This is a genomic window from Micromonospora phaseoli (assembly GCF_900109115.1).
Taxonomy (GTDB): Bacteria; Actinomycetota; Actinomycetes; order Mycobacteriales; family Micromonosporaceae; genus Micromonospora; species Micromonospora phaseoli.
In genome coordinates this window covers 431,522-447,439 of sequence record NZ_FNYV01000001.1, presented here as the reverse complement: position 1 = coordinate 447,439, position 15,918 = coordinate 431,522, and the positions used below count along the sequence as shown (strand labels likewise).

The 15,918-nt window shown below is 72.2% G+C and carries 15 protein-coding genes; 9 read left to right on the top strand and 6 right to left on the bottom strand.

What is annotated here, in order from left to right; genetic code table 11:
• Nucleotides 1-29: 29 nt before the first annotated feature.
• On the bottom strand, nt 30-1,055 hold the full coding sequence (gene ligD / locus BMY89_RS02065; protein ID WP_092373972.1) for a non-homologous end-joining DNA ligase: 1,026 nt from the start codon (nt 1,053-1,055) through the stop codon (nt 30-32).
• 47 nt (nt 1,056-1,102) lie between these two features.
• On the opposite strand from ligD, the gene msrB reads away from it, so the two are divergent.
• Nucleotides 1,103-1,513 (top strand): peptide-methionine (R)-S-oxide reductase MsrB, encoded by a 411-nt coding sequence (gene msrB / locus BMY89_RS02060; protein ID WP_092373970.1) that lies wholly within the window; start codon nt 1,103-1,105, stop codon nt 1,511-1,513.
• 56 nt (nt 1,514-1,569) lie between these two features.
• On the opposite strand, the gene BMY89_RS02055 is transcribed toward msrB, so the two are convergent.
• Together BMY89_RS02055 and BMY89_RS02050 are read right to left on the bottom strand one after the other, a co-directional pair.
• Nucleotides 1,570-2,199 carry a DUF305 domain-containing protein gene (locus BMY89_RS02055; RefSeq protein WP_307818764.1) on the bottom strand — a complete coding sequence of 210 codons (630 nt, stop codon included), beginning with the start codon at nt 2,197-2,199 and terminating at the stop codon, nt 1,570-1,572.
• Nucleotides 2,184-2,933 carry a lytic polysaccharide monooxygenase gene (locus tag BMY89_RS02050; RefSeq protein ID WP_092373968.1) on the bottom strand — a complete coding sequence of 250 codons (750 nt, stop codon included), beginning with the start codon at nt 2,931-2,933 and terminating at the stop codon, nt 2,184-2,186. The genes BMY89_RS02055 and BMY89_RS02050 overlap by 16 nt, the downstream gene beginning before the upstream one ends.
• Nucleotides 2,934-3,132: 199 nt before the next feature.
• Here BMY89_RS02050 and BMY89_RS02045 point away from each other — a divergent pair, with 199 nt between their 5' ends.
• From BMY89_RS02045 to BMY89_RS02030, 4 genes are all read left to right on the top strand, one after another.
• The gene (locus tag BMY89_RS02045; RefSeq protein ID WP_092375386.1) at nt 3,133-3,393 is read left to right on the top strand and encodes a Prokaryotic metallothionein; all 261 of its coding nucleotides are present in this window, start codon (nt 3,133-3,135) and stop codon (nt 3,391-3,393) included.
• 45 nt (nt 3,394-3,438) lie between these two features.
• A complete protein-coding gene (locus tag BMY89_RS02040) occupies nt 3,439-3,879 on the top strand; it encodes a GNAT family N-acetyltransferase (RefSeq protein ID WP_092373966.1) in 441 nt (146 codons plus the stop codon).
• Nucleotides 3,880-4,084: 205 nt separating this feature from the next.
• On the top strand, nt 4,085-5,182 hold the full coding sequence (locus BMY89_RS02035) for a lytic polysaccharide monooxygenase auxiliary activity family 9 protein (RefSeq protein WP_092373964.1): 1,098 nt from the start codon (nt 4,085-4,087) through the stop codon (nt 5,180-5,182).
• Nucleotides 5,183-5,473: 291 nt separating this feature from the next.
• On the top strand, nt 5,474-6,568 hold the full coding sequence (locus tag BMY89_RS02030) for a lytic polysaccharide monooxygenase auxiliary activity family 9 protein (RefSeq protein ID WP_092373962.1): 1,095 nt from the start codon (nt 5,474-5,476) through the stop codon (nt 6,566-6,568).
• Between the two features lie 129 nt (nt 6,569-6,697).
• Here BMY89_RS02030 and hemQ read toward each other — a convergent pair whose 3' ends face one another.
• From hemQ to hemE, 3 genes are read right to left on the bottom strand one after another with little or no spacing between them, the layout of a single operon-like run.
• Complete coding sequence (gene hemQ, locus BMY89_RS02025) at nt 6,698-7,399, bottom strand: hydrogen peroxide-dependent heme synthase (protein WP_092373960.1); 702 nt, start codon at nt 7,397-7,399, stop codon at nt 6,698-6,700.
• Nucleotides 7,396-8,805 (bottom strand): protoporphyrinogen oxidase, encoded by a 1,410-nt coding sequence (hemG, locus tag BMY89_RS02020; protein ID WP_092373958.1) that lies wholly within the window; start codon nt 8,803-8,805, stop codon nt 7,396-7,398. Before hemG ends, hemQ begins: the two co-directional genes overlap by 4 nt.
• 5 nt (nt 8,806-8,810) lie before the next feature.
• A complete protein-coding gene (gene hemE, locus BMY89_RS02015; protein ID WP_092375383.1) occupies nt 8,811-9,908 on the bottom strand; it encodes a uroporphyrinogen decarboxylase in 1,098 nt (365 codons plus the stop codon).
• Nucleotides 9,909-10,200: 292 nt separating this feature from the next.
• On the opposite strand from hemE, the gene BMY89_RS02010 reads away from it, so the two are divergent.
• The 4 genes from BMY89_RS02010 (at nt 10,201) to BMY89_RS01995 (ending at nt 15,751) form a co-directional block, all read left to right on the top strand.
• Nucleotides 10,201-10,773, top strand: coding sequence for a DUF3000 domain-containing protein (locus BMY89_RS02010; protein ID WP_092373956.1), 573 nt, complete (start codon nt 10,201-10,203; stop codon nt 10,771-10,773).
• Between the two features lie 111 nt (nt 10,774-10,884).
• Complete coding sequence (locus BMY89_RS02005) at nt 10,885-12,204, top strand: ribonuclease D (protein ID WP_092373954.1); 1,320 nt, start codon at nt 10,885-10,887, stop codon at nt 12,202-12,204.
• Between the two features lie 272 nt (nt 12,205-12,476).
• Complete coding sequence (locus tag BMY89_RS02000) at nt 12,477-13,688, top strand: thiolase family protein (RefSeq protein ID WP_092373952.1); 1,212 nt, start codon at nt 12,477-12,479, stop codon at nt 13,686-13,688.
• On the top strand, nt 13,685-15,751 hold the full coding sequence (locus BMY89_RS01995; protein WP_092373950.1) for a 3-hydroxyacyl-CoA dehydrogenase NAD-binding domain-containing protein: 2,067 nt from the start codon (nt 13,685-13,687) through the stop codon (nt 15,749-15,751). The genes BMY89_RS02000 and BMY89_RS01995 overlap by 4 nt, the downstream gene beginning before the upstream one ends.
• Nucleotides 15,752-15,918 lie beyond the last annotated feature (167 nt).

Sequence of the window (15,918 nt, the reverse complement as noted above, 5' to 3'; positions counted from 1 at the left end):
GTGCTCGATCTTGCCATGGGCAGGGCGGCTCAGCGGGGGCGGTCGCGGTCCTTGGACGGCTGGACCCGCTTGGGCTCGCCGGGCATCTTCGGGTGATCCGGCGGGTAGGGCAGATCACCCTCGCCGTCGGCGGCGTCCCGCTCGGCCCACTCCAGCAGCGGGGTCAGGTCCCACCCGGTCTCGTCGATGCCGGCGTGCGGGTCACCCCGCTGCGCCAGCCGCTGCGGCACGGTACGCAGGTCGAAGTCGTCCGGGTCGACGTCGGGCAGCTCGTCCCAGGTGACCGGGGTCGAGACGGTGGCCCGGGCGGTGGCCCGCAGCGAGTACGCGCAGGCGATCGTGCGGTCGCGGGCCATCTGGTTGTAGTCGACGAAGACCCGCTCGCCGCGTTCCTCCTTCCACCAGGCGGTGGTGACCAGCTCGGGGCGGCGGCGGGCCAGCTCCCGGGCCAGCGCGATGGTGGCCCGGCGCACCTCCACGAACGTCCAGCGCGGCTGGATCCGCAGGTAGACGTGCATGCCCCGGCCACCGGAGGTCTTCGGCCAGCCGGTCACGCCCAGCTCGTCGAGGATCGCGCGCAGCTCGGCGGCGGCGGTCGCGGCGTGCGCGAAGTCGGTGCCGGGCTGCGGGTCCAGGTCGACGCGCAGCTCGTCGGGGTGGTCGACGTCGGCGGCGCGCACCGGCCACGGGTGGAAGACCACCGTGCCCATCTGGGCGGCCCAGGCGACGTGGGCCAGGTCCGCCGGGCAGAGCTCCGCGGCCTTGCGCCCGCTGGGAAAGCTGATCTCCGCGGTACGCACCCAGGGCGGCACGCCCCGGGTGGGCACCCGCTTCTGGAAGAACATCTCCCCCTCGATGCCGTCGGGGAAGCGTTGCAGGGTCGTCGGTCGCTCCCGCAGTGCGCGCATGATGCCGTCGCCGACGCTGACGTAGTAGTGGAAGACGTCGGCCTTGGTGAAGCCGCGCTTCGGGAAGATCACGCGATCCGGGCTGGACAGCCGTACGGTCTGCCCGGCCACCTCGATCTCCTCGGCCGCCGCTTTCGTGCCACCCATTGCGCGACCCTATGCGATGGGTCCGACCTTCGACGTACCGTTGACCCGTGAGTCTTCCCGACAGTGAACTGCCCCGCACCGAGGACGAGTGGCGGGTCCGCCTCAGCCCCGACGAGTTCCGGGTGCTGCGCGAGCACGGCACCGAGCCCGCCTGGACCGGCGAGTACGTCGAGACCAAGACGCCCGGCATGTACCGGTGCCGGGCCTGCGGCGCCGAGTTGTACCCCAGCGACACCAAGTTCGACTCGCACTGCGGCTGGCCGAGCTTCGACGACGCCATCCCGGGTGCGATCCGGGAGATCGAGGACAACTCCCTCGGCATGGCGCGCACCGAGATCCGCTGCGCCCGCTGCGACAGTCACCTCGGGCACGTCTTCCGCGGCGAGCACTTCACCCCGAAGGACACCCGCCACTGCGTGAACTCCCTCTCCATCCGCCTGGACCCCAGCACCGCCTGACCTCGTCGATCTAGGGCTTATCGTCATGCGTTGATCTCCAACGACGACGATCAGCCCTAGATCGACGGGCGGGCCGCCGCCAACAGGGCGACCTGTGCGCTGCGGGACTGTTCGACCCGGCGGGCCAGGTCGCGTACCCGTTCGTCGGTGCCGGCCGCCAGGTGTGCCCGGGCCAGGTCGGCCGCTGCCTGCTGGTGGGCGCTGAGTACCTCGATCAGCACCGTGTCGAGGTGGGGCGGCGGGGCGTCGCGTAGCCGCGCCAGCTGGTCTGGGCCGGTTCCGTGTCCGGCGTGGTCGTCGGCGCGGGCGCTGCGCCCGGCCTGTGCCAGCCAGGTCCGCGCGGTCTCCAGTTCGTCGGTCTCGGTGACCTCGACGGCGGCTACCAGGGTGCGCAGTTCACCGTCGGTCAACCGGTCCCGGACCAGCCTGACGATCTCAAGGGTCTGCTCGGTGTGCCCGGCCATCATCGACAGGAACAGCAGGTCGATGCCGGTCATCTCGGTCGCGGCGGCCGGCGTCGCGCCCGCTGCGGCGGCCGGTGGCGGCGTACCGTCGGCCGACGTGCGGTCCCCCGGCGCGGGCGGGCCGCCGCAGCCGGCGGCGAGCAACACGGCGAGCAGGGCAGGCAGGAGGTGCGGTGCGGGCCGGGCCCGACCGCACCTCCCGCTGGTCAGACCTGACTCCACAGCGCCGGTACGTTCGGCGGCTCCCAACCGGCGATGGCGGTGTGCGCCTGCCGGCAGCGGTAGGTGCGGCCGCCGTAGGTGACCTGGTCGCCCACGGCGTACGCCCGACCCGCCGTCCACGTGCCGCCGGCCGGCGGGTTGGTGGTCGGTGCGGCCGTCGGGGTGGGCGACGGGGCCGGCGGGTTGGTGGTCGGGCTCGGGCTGGGCGTCGGATTGCCGCTGCCACCGCCGATCTGCAGGTCTACGCAGGAGTAGAACGCGTTGGCGGTGTCCGAGATGTTCCACACGGCCAGCAGCTTCTGCCGGCCCGAGTAGTTGGACAGGTTCACGGTGTGCGAGACGGTCGGGCCGGGCTGACGGCCGCCACCGCTGAACACGGCGACCCGGGTGTTGCCGATGAAGTACTCCCAGTCGCGGGTGGCGTGCTGGGCGGTGTTGACCCAGGTGAACGTCACGGTGCTACCGACCGAGGTGGCCGGCCAGCCGCGGTTGTCGTCGTTGAGGACGGCGAAGTGCGAGATGTTGGCGTGGCAGTTGCGCAGCCCCTTGGGGCCCTCGACGCTCTGCGGCTCCCACCTGATCTGTCCGCAGTCGGGGACGCGGTTCTGGGCGCAGAGCGCCTGGCGGCTGGGCGGCGACGAGATGTAGCCGTGGGCCTGGGCCGGGGTGGCGACGGTCAGGGTGGAGACCATGGCGCCCGCTGCGACGAGCGGAAGGGTGATTCTTCGGCGCATGACGGCAGCTCCTTAGCGGCGTGTTGCCTGGTGAGGTGCCACCAACATAATTTAAACCTTGTTAACAGTAAAGACTCTCATCGATAAAAGGTGCGGGTTGGCCGGGCCGCACGACCGGCCAACCTGACCGGATTCCGCCACAGTGGCCGCCGACAGGCGGCAAGATAGGACAAATCACCATACTTTGGAGGTACCTGTCGTGGCGACGTGCGAGGTATGCGGCAACGACTACTGGATGGCGTTCGAGGTTCGTACGGTCAGCGGCGACGTGCACACCTTCGACTCCTTCGAGTGCGCCGTGCACAAGTTGGCACCCATCTGCGAGCACTGCCAGATCAGGATCGTGGGGCACGGGGTGGAGGTGTCCGGGCGCTTCTTCTGCTGCGGCCACTGCGCGCGGGCCGTGGAGACCGAGCAGGGTGCCCAGATCCGCGACGCCGTCGGCGCCCGCCCCGCCTGAGAACCCCACCCGGCCCGCTCCGCCCTCGCGGCCTAATCTGGCGGGATGCCGAGCACCGAACTGCGGGTCGCCAGCTTCGCCGACCTCGACGCCCGGACCTTCCACGACCTGGTACGACTGCGCGTCGACGTGTTCGTGGTCGAGCAGGAGTGCGCGTACCCGGAGATCGACGGGCGGGACGTCGAACCCGGCACCCGGCACCTCTGGCTGGCCCACGACGGCGCTCCGGTCGCGTACCTGCGGATCCTGGCCGAACCGGACGGGTCCGCCAGGATCGGGCGGGTGGTGGTGGCGCCGGCGGCCCGCAGCGCCGGGCACGCGGGGCGGTTGATGGCCGCGGCCCTGGCCGGGGTCGGCGACCGGCCGTGCGTGCTGGACGCCCAGTCGCACCTGGTCGACTTCTACACCCGGCACGGCTTCACGGTCAGCGGCCCGGAGTACGTCGAGGACGGCATCCCGCACACGCCTATGCGCCGGAAGCGTTGACCGAACCGCGAAACCAGTGCTGGAAGCGCTTCGACGACCGCGTGCACCCGGTGCCGGAAATCGCTTTCCTCATTGACTCTTGACGATCGAACGTGCCATCCTTCCGGTCGAGTCAGCACACGAGGGCCACGCTGACAGCGCGGGAGAGGGCAACTCCCGAGCGTCCGGGCGATGTCGAGATCCGACGACTCCCCCTGGGGGCTCCATGTCCAATTCACTCAGGTCATCGCGGGCGCTCTGGCTGCTGGCCATCGCGGCCGTCGCCACACTGCTGCTCAGCACGGCATTTGTGCAATCCGCCTCCGCGCACGGCTCGGTGGCCAATCCCATCTCCCGCAACTACGGCTGCTGGCAGCGCTGGGGTGGTGACTTCCAGAACCCGCGGATGGCCACCGAGGATCCGATGTGCTGGCAGGCGTGGCAGACCGACACCAACGCCATGTGGAACTGGAACGGCCTCTACCGCGAGGGCGTAGCCGGCAACCATCAGGGCGCCATCCCGAACGGCCAGCTCTGCTCCGGCGGGCGTACGGAGAACGGGCGCTACCGGGCGATGGACGTGCCGGGTGCCTGGCGCACCACCTCGGTCGGCAACAACTTCCGGCTGAAGTTCTACGACCAGGCCAGCCACGGGGCCGACTACATCCGGGTGTACGCCACCCGGCAGGGCTACGACGCACTGACCACCCCGCTGGCCTGGTCGCACCTGGAACTGGTCGGTCAGATCGGCAACACGCCGGCCTCGCAGTGGCAGCAGGAGCCCGGCGGGGTCTCCATCGAGATCCCGGTCAACGCGCCCGGCCGCACCGGCCGGCACGTCATCTACACCATCTGGCAGGCCAGCCACTCCGACCAGTCGTACTACATCTGCAGCGACGTGCAGTTCGGTGACGGGTCCACGCCGCCCCCGACCACCCCGCCCCCGACCACCCCGCCGCCCACCACGCCGCCGCCGACCACCCCGCCGCCCACGACTGCGCCGCCGACCACCCCGCCGCCGGCGGGTGCCTGCTCGGCGACGTACCGGGTGACCTCGACCTGGTCCGGCGGGTTCCAGGGTGAGGTGCAGGTGACCGCCGGCAACGCGGCCATCCGCGGCTGGCGGGTGACCTGGACGTACGCCAGCGGCCAACAGGTCAGCCAGGCGTGGAACGCCACCGTCAGCTCCAGCGGTTCCACGGTGAACGCCACAAATGTCAGCTACAACGGCAGCCTCGGTGCCGGAGCCAGCACCAGCTTCGGCTTCCTGGCCTCCGGCAGCAGCACGAGCACACCGACGGTGACCTGCACCGCGACCACCTGACCCCGGCCGGGGCCGCGCCACACTCCCTCCGGCGCGGCCCCGCCCGGCTCAGCCGGCAACCGGCACGTCAGGCATCGGCAGCCGGCAGCCCGGCGGGGTGGCCAGCACCTGTCTGGTGGTGGTGCCGGTGCCCCGCTCCGGAGAACGCTTCCCGCGTTGACGTACGCCGATGCTCCGTGGCACGCTTCCCTCGGAGCCAACACCACAGGGGCAACGCAGATCGGCCACGGGAGAGGCAACTCCCGAGCGTCCGGGCGCAGTCGTGAACTGACGATTCCCTTGGGGAGCTCCATGTCGAACGTACTCAGATCATCACGCGCCGCCTGGCTGCTGGCCATCGCGGCCGTCGCCCTGTTGCTGCTCACCACCGCGCTGACAAGCCCTGTCTCCGCGCACGGCGCCACGGTCAACCCCGGGTCCCGCGCCTACGGCTGCTGGGAGCGCTGGGGTGGTGACCACCTGAACCCGCGGATGGCCACCGAGGACCCGATGTGTTGGCAGGCGTGGCAGGCCAACCCGAACGCCATGTGGAACTGGAACGGCCAACTCCGCGAGGGGGTGGGCGGCAACCACCAGGCGGCCGTACCGAACGGCCAGCTCTGCTCGGGCGGGCGTGCCGAGGGCGGTCGCTACAACGCCCTCGACACCTTGGGTGCCTGGCGGACCACCCCGGTCGCCAACAGCTTCCAGTTGAAGTTCTTCGACCAGGCCAGCCACGGTGCCGACTACCTCCGGGTGTACGCCACCCGGCAGGGTGTGGACACGCTCACCAAGCCACTGGCCTGGTCCGACCTGGAACTGGTCGGCCAGATCGGCTACACGCCGGCGTCGCAGTGGCAACGGGAGGTCGACGGGGTGTCGATCCAGATTCCGGTGAACGCGCCCGGCCGCACCGGCCGGCACATCATCTTCACCGTCTGGCAGGCCAGCCACTTCGACCAGTCGTACTACCACTGCAGCGACGTGCAGTTCGGTGGCGGCACCACCCCGCCGACCACCACGCCGCCCACGACCACGCCGCCGACCACCACGCCACCCACCACCACCCCGCCGACCACTACCCCGCCCACCACCAACCCGCCGGTGACGGGTGCCTGCTCGGCGACGTACCGGGTCACCTCGACCTGGTCCGGCGGATTCCAGGGTGAGGTGCAGGTGACCGCCGGCAACGCGGCCATCCGCGGCTGGCGGGTGACCTGGACGAACGGCAGCGGCCAACAGGTCAGCCAGGCGTGGAACGCCACCGTCAGCTCCAGCGGTTCCACGGTCACCGCCACAAATGTCAGCTACAACGGCAGCCTCGGTGCCGGAGCCAGCACCAGCTTCGGCTTCCTGGCCTCCGGCAGCAGCACGAGCACACCGACGGTGACCTGCACGGCCACCTGAGCCCCGGTCGGGGCCGCGTCCTCACTCCCTCCGACGCGGCCCTGACCGGCCGGTGCGTACTGCGTTCCTGCTGTTAACAGGGGCCCCCTGTACTACGTGAGGCGTTAACAGGGGGCCCTTCCTTACACCTCAGGCGAGGGCGGAGACGATGTCGGCGACCGAACGACGGCGGCCGGTGTAGAACGGGACCTCCTCGCGCACGTGCAGCCGGGCCCGGGACGCCCGCAGGTCACGCATCAGGTCGACGATCCGGTGCAGCTCGTCGGCCTCGAAGGCGAGCATCCACTCGTAGTCGCCGAGCGCGAACGAGGCGACGGTGTTGGCGCGGACGTCCGGGTAGCCCCGGGCCATCTTGCCGTGCTCCGCCAGCAGCTCCCGTCGCTCGGCGTCGGGCAGCAGGTACCAGTCGTACGAGCGGACGAACGGGTAGACGCAGAGGTAGGCGCGGGCCTGCTCGCCGGCGAGGAACGCCGGGATGTGACTCTTGTTGAACTCGGCCGGCCGGTGCAGCGCCATCTGCGACCAGACCGGGGTCATCGCCCGCCCCAGCGTGGTCCGCCGGAACCGCAGGTACGCGTCCTGCAGGTCGTCGCTGGACGACGAGTGCCACCAGATCATCAGGTCGGCGTCGGCGCGCAGCCCGGACACGTCGTACGTGCCGCGCACCACGACGTCCTTGCCGGCCAGCTCCTCGATCAGGGACTCGACCTCGCCGATGACGTTGTCCCGCAGCGACGGCAGCGGTCCGCTGGCCCGGAACACCGACCACATGGTGTAGCGGACGGTGTCGTTGAGTTCCTTCAGTCGGGCCGCGTTGCTCTGCTCGGTCATCTCCCCGATCCTTCCAGTGCTGTGATGATCTCCTCGGCCGCCGTCTCGCCGGAGCGGACGCAGACTCCGATGCCGACCCCGTCGTAGCCGGCGCCCGCCAGTCGCAGCGTCGGATGCGCCGCCCGCAGCGCCGCCCGCACGGCGGCCACCCGGTCGAGGTGGCCGGGGGTGTACTGCGGCAGCGCGCCGCCCCACCGCTGCACGTGCCCGTCGACCGCCGCGGGCAGCGGCCCGTCGAGCACCGCGGAGATCTCGCGGTGCACCGTGGCGGCCAGGTCCTCGTCGGGGCGTTGGAGCTGCTCCTCCTCGCCGTACCGCCCGACCGAGGCGCGGACCAGGGCCAGCCCGTCGCGCCGGCGCAGGTGGCCCCACTTGGTGGTGAAGAAGGTGGACGCCTTGATCAGCAGGCCCTCGGTGCTGGGCACCAGGAAGCCGGAGAGCTGCGGCAACGTCGGCTCGGGCAGGGCCAGGGTGACCAGCGCGACGCTGGCGTAGTCCAGCCCACCGATCTCCTTCGCCGCCACCGGGGCGATCTCGGTGAGCAGTCGGGCCGCCGGCCGGGCCGGCACGGCCAGCACCACCGCGTCGACGTCGACGTGCTCGGGGTCACGGGTCGGCCCGACCGTCAGCCGCCAGCCGGCGGCGGTCGGGGTCAGCTCGCGTACCGTCGCGTGCCGGCGGATGGTCGCCCCGCTGGCCGTCACGGCCGCGTCGACCAGGGCGCTCAGCCCGCCGTCGAGGGTGCCGAAGACCGGCTCGCCGGGGGCGCGGGGGGCGGCTGCCTGCGCCGCGCGGACCGCGCCGAGCAGCGTGTGCTCCACCCGGGCGGCCCGGGCCAGCGCCGGCATGGTGGTGACCAGGGACAGGTCGTCGGCGCGGCCGGCGTACACGCCGCCGAGCATCGGATCGACCAGCCGGTCGACCACCTCGTCGCCGAACCTCGCGCGGACCAACGCGCCGACGGACACGTCGTCGTCGGGGCCGAGCAGCGGCCCACCACCGTCGCGGTCGGCCTCCGGGGTCGGGCGGGCCACCGTCGCCACCTTCTCCAGATCCCCGGGTACGCCGACCAGCGTGCCGCCGGGGACGGGGCGCAGCCCACCGTCGACCGCGAGGGCCGCCTGCCCGACGGTCGGGTGCACGATCCGCCCGGCCAGACCGAGCCGGCGGACCAGGGCCACGGCGGCGGACTCCCCGCCGGCCGGGTCACGCATCAGAAACGACTCGGCGCCGAACTCCACCGGCCCACCGGCCAACTCGCCGGTGCGCAGCTTGCCGCCCAGCGAGCCGGACTGCTCGTACACGATGATCTCGGTGCCCTCCGGGGCACGGTCGCGCAGCCGGACCGCGGCGGCCAGGCCGGCGATGCCGCCGCCGACCACCGCCACCCGTCGCCGCGCCGCCATGGCCCTCAGCCCTGGTCGGCCGGTCGAGCGGACAGCTCGTGCACCAGCGCGACCACCCGGGTCAGCACCTCCGGGTCGGTCTCCGGCAGCACGCCGTGACCCAGGTTGAACACATGCCCCGGCGCGGCCCGGCCCTGCTCCACGATGCGGCGGACCTCGGCCTCCACCACCGGCCACGGGGCGAACAGCAGGCACGGGTCGAGGTTGCCCTGCACGGCGCGGTCCGGCCCGATCCGGCCGGTCGCCACGTCCAGCGGGGTACGCCAGTCGACGCCGACCACGTCGGCGCCGGCCTCACCCATCGCGCCGAGCAACTCGCCGGTGCCCACCCCGAAGTGGATCCGGGGCACGCCCGCGTCGGCGAGCCCGGAGAGTACGGCCGTCGAGTGGGGCAGCACGAAGCGGCGGTAGTCGGCCTCGGAGAGCGCACCGGCCCACGAGTCGAAGAGCTGCACCGCGGAGACTCCGGCCTCGATCTGCACCCGCAGGAACGCCAGGGTCACCTCGGCGAGCCGGCCGGCCAGGGCGTGCCACAGCTCCGGCTCGCCGTACATCAGCGCCTTGGTCTTCACGTGGGTACGCGACGGGCCGCCCTCGACCAGGTAGCTGGCCAGCGTGAACGGCGCGCCGGCGAACCCGATCAGCGGGGTGTCGCCCAACTGGCTGACCAGCATCCGGACGGCCTCGTCGACGTACCCGACGTCGTCGCGGCCGATCGGCCGGATCCGCTCGACATCGGCGGCGGTACGCACCGGTTCGGCCACCACCGGTCCGGTTCCGGGCACGATGTCCAGCTCCACACCGGCCGCGGCGACCGGCACCACGATGTCGCTGAACAGGATCGCCGCGTCCACCCCGTGCCGGCGTACCGGCTGGAGGGTGATCTCGGTGACCAGGTCGGGCCGGCGGCAGGATTCCAGCATCGCCACGTTGGCCCGGATCTCCCGGTACTCCGGCAGCGAGCGGCCGGCCTGTCGCATGAACCAGACCGGGGTGTGCGGGACGGGGCGGCGGCGGCACGCCCGCACGAAGGGCGAGTCGGCCGGCCCGCCGGGGCGGGGTTCGTCGTCTGGGGCGGCGGTGCCCGTGGTGTCGGTGGTCATCGCGGCCATCGTGCCACGCGCCCGGCGGCCGCCCCGTGCCCACCGCCACCTTTGTGACGGACCGTTGGGTGCTACCGCCTGAGGAGTGCGCGGGCGGGCTCATCACGGCCGGTGAATTCTGCGTGGGTGGAGCCGACGGCGGGCCCTGTTTCGGTCCACCGACCTGACCTACCACCGGTCCTGGAGCTCGACGGTGGTACGCGCCGGCGCTTGAGTTGCCGCAGCGGGGTGGCTCGGTGATCGTCGGCGCGCCGTCACGGCCAGGAACCGGACGGCGGAATAGGCTGCGGACATGGCCCCCCCGATCGCGCTTCCGGACACCTTCGCCCGCGCGGTCGTCGGGCTCCGGTCGGCGGCGCCGCGGCCGGAGATCCTGCTCGAGGAGGTGGGCGCGCCGCAACGGCTGGCGCCGTACTCCTTCGCGCTATCCGCCTCGGTGCTGCGTGACGACGACGAGGTGGCGACCGGGCGGCTGATCCTGTTGCACGACCCGGCTGGGCACGAGGGCTGGCAGGGCACGCTGCGGCTGGTCACCTACGTGACCGCCGAGCTGGAGGTCGACCTCGCCGCCGACCCGCTGCTGCCCGCGGTGGGCTGGACCTGGCTCACCGACGCTCTCGACGCCCAGGCGGCGGGGTATCGGGCCATCGGCGGGACGATCACGCAGACGATGTCTACCCGCTTCGGTGACCTGGCCGGCCCGCCCGCGGCGGGCGACGTCGAGATCCGCGCCTCGTGGACCCCGACCGGCGTCGACCTCAGCGCGCATCTGCACGCCTGGTGCACCCTGCTCGCCTCCACCGCCGGCCTGCCGCCGCCGGGCGTCACCGCCCTACCGGAGCGCCGCCCCGCCACCACCGGCTGAGCCCGGCGGACCTGACCGACCCGGCGGCACGGCGGACCCGGCGGCACGGGGACCCGGCCGACACGCGGCGGGTGCGCGTCGCACGATCGTTTCGCGCACTAGGGTTGTCAGGTGACCGACGAACCACCCCAGCACCGTCGGGCCGCCGCAAGCCGTACGGGAAACGACACGCAGCACCCGCCGTCGGCCCGGCCGGAGCCGTCGGACGCGGGGACCGAGCCCACCAGCGGCGCCGCCGTGCCGCTGACCGCGCCCCGCGAGGGCACCCCCGAGCCCGTTGCCGACCCGGAACAGCTCGCCGAGGTGGTGGCCCGTTTCGCGGCCGGCACCGGACCGGTGGCCCTGGACGCCGAACGCGCCTCCGGCTACCGCTACAGCCAGCGCGCGTATCTCGTACAGTTGCGGCGCGCCGGCGCCGGCACCGCCTTGATCGACCCGTTGCCGCTACCCGACCTGACCGCCCTGGACGCCGCGATCGCCGAGGTGGAGTGGGTGCTGCACGCGGCCAACCAGGACCTGCCCTGCCTCGCCGAGCTCGGGCTGCGCCCGCGCCGGCTCTTCGACACGGAACTGGCCGCCCGGCTGGCCGGCTTCGAACGGGTGGGGCTGGCCGCGCTCACCGAGCAGCTGCTCGGTTTCAGCCTGGAGAAGCACCACTCGGCGGCGGACTGGTCGAGCCGGCCGTTGCCCGAGTCCTGGCTGACCTACGCCGCACTGGACGTGGAGATGCTCACCGATCTGCGGGACGCACTCGACGCGGAGCTGACCCGGCAGGGCAAGTCCGAGTGGGCGGCGGAGGAGTTCGCCGCACTGGTGCGTACCGGTGCCCGGCCGCCCCGGGTGCGGGCCGAGCCGTGGCGGCGCACCTCCGGCATCCACCGGGTACGCGGGGCACGGGCCCAGGCCCGGGTCCGTTCCCTGTGGTACGCCCGCGACGAGATCGCGGCCCGCCGGGACGCGGCGCCGGGGCGGGTGCTGCCGGACTCGGCCATCGTCGCGGCGGCCGAACTGGATCCGAAGGACGAACGGACGCTGCTCACCCTGCCCGGCTTCGGTGGTCGTTCGGTGCGCCGGCTGGCTCGCACCTGGCTGACGGCGCTGGACGATGCGCGACAGTTGCCGGACGACGCGTTGCCGGTGGCCCCGACCGTGGAGGGTCCGCCGCCGCCGCACCGATGGGCCGAGCGGGATCCGGCTGCCGCCGCCCGCCTGGCCCGCTGTCGGGAGGTGGTGCTGCGGGTGGCCGGCGAGCACAACCTGCCGCCGGAGAACCTGATCTCCCCCGACACCGTCCGCCGCATCGCCTGGCAGCCCCCCGAGGAGATCACCGAGGCCACCGTGGCCGAGGTGCTGCGCGACCACAACGCCCGCGAATGGCAGCTCACCCTCCTCCTCCCCGAGCTGGCCACCGCCCTCCTCCCCACCCCCTAACCCCCCCCACCCCCACCCACCCCTCCCTCCCCCCCTCCCACCCGACCACCCCGTTGATCAAGAAGTTTGCGTCCGCCGCACGGCGCATCGCGGACGCAAACTTCTTGATCAACACCGACTGGGGGCGGGTGGAGTGTGGGGTGGGCCACAGCGGGGGGTGCGGCGCGGGTTATTACTGGCGAGTAGCATCGGGGAAACGCCAGTGCCGGCGACCTTCGTTCGGCCCTCTGGCGCCGGCTGCGGCCGGATTGTGGTCGATAAGGAGGCTCACAGTGCCCCGTGAAGTCCGGGATGTCGTGTTTGTCGACGGCGTCCGTACCCCGTTCGGCAAGGCGGGCGGCATGTACGCCCACACCCGCGCCGACGACCTGGTGATCCGCTGCATCCGCGAGCTGCTGCGCCGCAACCCGCAGCTGCCACCGGACCGGGTCGAAGAGGTCGCCATCGCCGCCACCACCCAGATCGGTGACCAGGGCCTCACCATCGGCCGCACCGCCGCGCTGCTGGCGGGCCTGCCCAAGACCGTCCCGGGCTTCTCGATCGACCGGATGTGTGCCGGGGCCATGACCGCCGTGACCACCGTCGCCAGCGGCATCGCCATGGGCGCCTACGACGTCGCGATCGCCGGTGGGGTCGAGCACATGGGCCGCCACCCGATGGGTGAGGGCGTCGACCCGAACCCGCGCATCGTCGCGGAGAAGCTGGTCGACCCGTCCGCACTGGTCATGGGCTCCACCGCGGAGAATCTGCACGACCGGGTCCCGCACATCACCAAGCAGCGCACCGACGCGTTCGCGCTGGCCTCGCAGCAGAAGACCGCGAAGGCGTACGCCAACGGCAAGCTCCAGGGCGACCTGGTATCGGTGGCGATCCGCGACCCGGAGACCGGCTGGGGCCTGGCCGGAGTGGACGAGGCCCCTCGGGACACCTCGCTGGAGAAGCTCGCCACGCTCAAGACCCCCTTCCGTCCGCACGGCAAGGTCACCGCGGGCAACGCGGCCGGCCTCAACGACGGCGCCACCGCCAGCCTGCTCGCCGACGAGGCCACCGCCCGCGAGCTCGGCCTGCCGGTCGCGATGCGCCTGGTGTCGTACGGCTACGTCGGCGTCGAGCCCGAGGTGATGGGTGTCGGCCCGATCCCGTCGACCGAGAAGGCGCTGCGCATCGCCGGCCTGAGCATCGACGACATCGGTCTGTTCGAGCTGAACGAGGCGTTCGCCGTGCAGGTGCTGGCCTTCCTCGACCACTTCGGCATCGCCGACGACGACCCCCGGGTCAACCCGTGGGGCGGTGCGATCGCCATCGGTCACCCGCTCGCCTCCTCCGGCGTACGGCTGATGACCCAACTCGCCCGGCAGTTCGCCGAGCACCCCGAGGTCCGCTACGGCCTCACCGCCATGTGCATCGGCATCGGCATGGGCGGCACCGTGATCTGGGAGAACCCGCACTGGACCGCGTCCGCGCAGGAGGGTGGAGACAAGTGAGCCTCACCGCACCGAACGAGGTCGTCACCAGGGCGCTGCTGCGCCAGGTGAACGTGCCCGGGCTGGACCGGCCCGCCGCACTGATCACCCTCGACAACGGATTCGACCACACCAAGCCGAACACCTTCGGTCCGGGCGGCCTGACCAGCCTGGACGAGGCGATCGACGCCGCCCTCGCGGCCAACCCGGCGTTCATCGCGGTCACCGGCAAGCCGTACATCTTCTGTGTCGGCGCGGACATCACCGGCCTGCCGCAGCTCGCGGACCGCGAGCAGGCGCTGGAGATCGGCCGGCTGGGTCACCGGGTCTTCGCCCGGCTGAAGGACAGCTCCGTACCGACCTTCGCCTTCGTCAACGGCGCGGCGATGGGCGGCGGCCTGGAGCTTGCCCTGCACTGCCACTACCGGACGCTGTCGGCGGGCGCTGCGGCCCTCGCCCTGCCCGAGGTCTCCCTCGGTCTGATCCCGGGCTGGGGCGGCACCCAGCTGCTGCCGAACCTGATCGGCATCCCGGCAGCCACCCAGGTGATCATCCAGAACCCGCTGATGCAGAACAAGATGCTCAAGCCGAAGCAGGCCGCCGAGCTGGGCATGGCGGACGTGCTGCTGGAGCCGGCCGACTTCCTGGAGCGGTCCCTGGAGTGGGCCGCCGGGGTGGTACGCGGCGAGGTCACCGTGGTCCGGCCCGAGGTCGACAAGGACATGTGGGCGGGCGTGCTGTACTTCGCCCGGCAGACCCTCGACTCCCGGCTGCACGGCGCGGTCCCGGCCGCGTACAAGGCGCTGGACCTGCTGGAGACGGCGAAGGACACCGACTTCGCCACCGGCACCGCCGCCGAGGACGAGGCCCTGGCCGACCTGGTCTTCTCCGAGGAGCTGCGCAGCGGCCTCTACGCCTTCGACCTGGTGCAGCGGCGGGCCAAGCGACCGGCCGGCGCGCCGGACAAGGGCCTGGCCCGGCCGGTGACCAAGGTGGGCATCGTCGGCGCCGGCCTGATGGCCAGCCAGCTGGCGCTGCTGTTCGCCCGCCGCCTGCAGGTGCCGGTCGTGCTGACCGACCTGGACCAGGCCCGGGTCGACAAGGGCGTCGGCTACGTGCACGCCCAGATCGAGAAGTCGGTCAGCAGGGGCCGGATGGACAAGGGCACGGCCGCCAAGCTGTACGGCCTCGTGAGCGGCTCCGTCGACAAGGGTGTCTTCGCGGACGCCGACTTCGTCATCGAGGCGGTCTTCGAGGACCTCAACGTCAAGAAGCAGGTCTGGGCCGAGCTGGAGAAGATCGTCAAGCCGGAGGCGGTGCTGGCGACGAACACCTCGTCGCTGTCCATCACCGACATGGCGGCGGAGCTGGAGCACCCGGAGCGGGTGGTCGGCTTCCACTTCTTCAACCCGGTCGCGGTACTGCCGCTGCTGGAGATCGTTCGGGGCGAGCGCACCGACGACGCCACCCTGGCCACCGCCTTCGCGGTCAGCAAGCAACTGAAGAAGTCGAGTGTGCTGGTGAAGGACGCCCCGGCGTTCGTGGTCAACCGACTGCTCACCCGTTTCCTCGGCACGGTCTTCGCCGCCGTCGACGCCGGCACCCCGCTGGAGGTGGCGAACCGCGCCCTGGACCCGCTGGGTCTGCCGATGCGCCCCCTCGCACTGCTCCAGCTGGTCGGGCCGGCCGTCGCCTACCACGTCGGCGGCACCCTGCACGCCGCGTTCCCGGACCGGTTCGGCGTCAGCGAGAACCTCAAGCGGATCGCCGACTCGGGCCAGCCGATCGTGGTCGACGACGAGATCAACGCCGAGGTGGCGAAGCTGCTGGTCGTCGGCGACCAGCCGCTCACCGAGGAGCAGGTACGCCGCAACGCGCTGGACGCGCTGGCGCAGGAGATCCGGCAGATGCTCGACGAGGGCGTCGTCGCGCAGGCACAGGACATCGACCTGTGCATGATCCTGGGCGCCGGCTGGCCGTTCCACCTGGGCGGCGTCACGCCGTACCTGGACCGGACCGGCACCAGCGAGCGGGTCACCGGTCAGCGGTTCCTGTCACGCGGAGCGGCCAGCCTGGCCGGCTGAGCGGGGCTGCCGCCGAGAACCACCGTCGCGGTGGTCACCGACTCCGGTGACCACCGCGATCGCATTGCGGGGCACGGCCGCGACCGTCTCGCGCCGTCCGGCGCCGGACGGCGGGAATTGAGGCCGCTGGCTACGATGACCGGTTCCACCCGAACCCCAGGAGCTGA

What these genes read in the sequence shown, in the direction of transcription:
- hemE (WP_092375383.1), bottom strand. Translation starts at nt 9,908, where the DNA reads ATGACCACCGACACCACGGGCACCGCCGCCCCAGACGACGAACCCCGC.
- ligD (WP_092373972.1), bottom strand. Translation starts at nt 1,055, where the DNA reads ATGGGTGGCACGAAAGCGGCGGCCGAGGAGATCGAGGTGGCCGGGCAG.
- BMY89_RS02010 (WP_092373956.1), top strand. Translation starts at nt 10,201, where the DNA reads ATGGCCCCCCCGATCGCGCTTCCGGACACCTTCGCCCGCGCGGTCGTC.
- BMY89_RS02040 (WP_092373966.1), top strand. Translation starts at nt 3,439, where the DNA reads ATGCCGAGCACCGAACTGCGGGTCGCCAGCTTCGCCGACCTCGACGCC.
- hemQ (WP_092373960.1), bottom strand. Translation starts at nt 7,399, where the DNA reads ATGACCGAGCAGAGCAACGCGGCCCGACTGAAGGAACTCAACGACACC.
- hemG (WP_092373958.1), bottom strand. Translation starts at nt 8,805, where the DNA reads ATGGCGGCGCGGCGACGGGTGGCGGTGGTCGGCGGCGGCATCGCCGGC.
- BMY89_RS02030 (WP_092373962.1), top strand. Translation starts at nt 5,474, where the DNA reads ATGTCGAACGTACTCAGATCATCACGCGCCGCCTGGCTGCTGGCCATC.
- BMY89_RS02050 (WP_092373968.1), bottom strand. Translation starts at nt 2,933, where the DNA reads ATGCGCCGAAGAATCACCCTTCCGCTCGTCGCAGCGGGCGCCATGGTC.
- BMY89_RS02035 (WP_092373964.1), top strand. Translation starts at nt 4,085, where the DNA reads ATGTCCAATTCACTCAGGTCATCGCGGGCGCTCTGGCTGCTGGCCATC.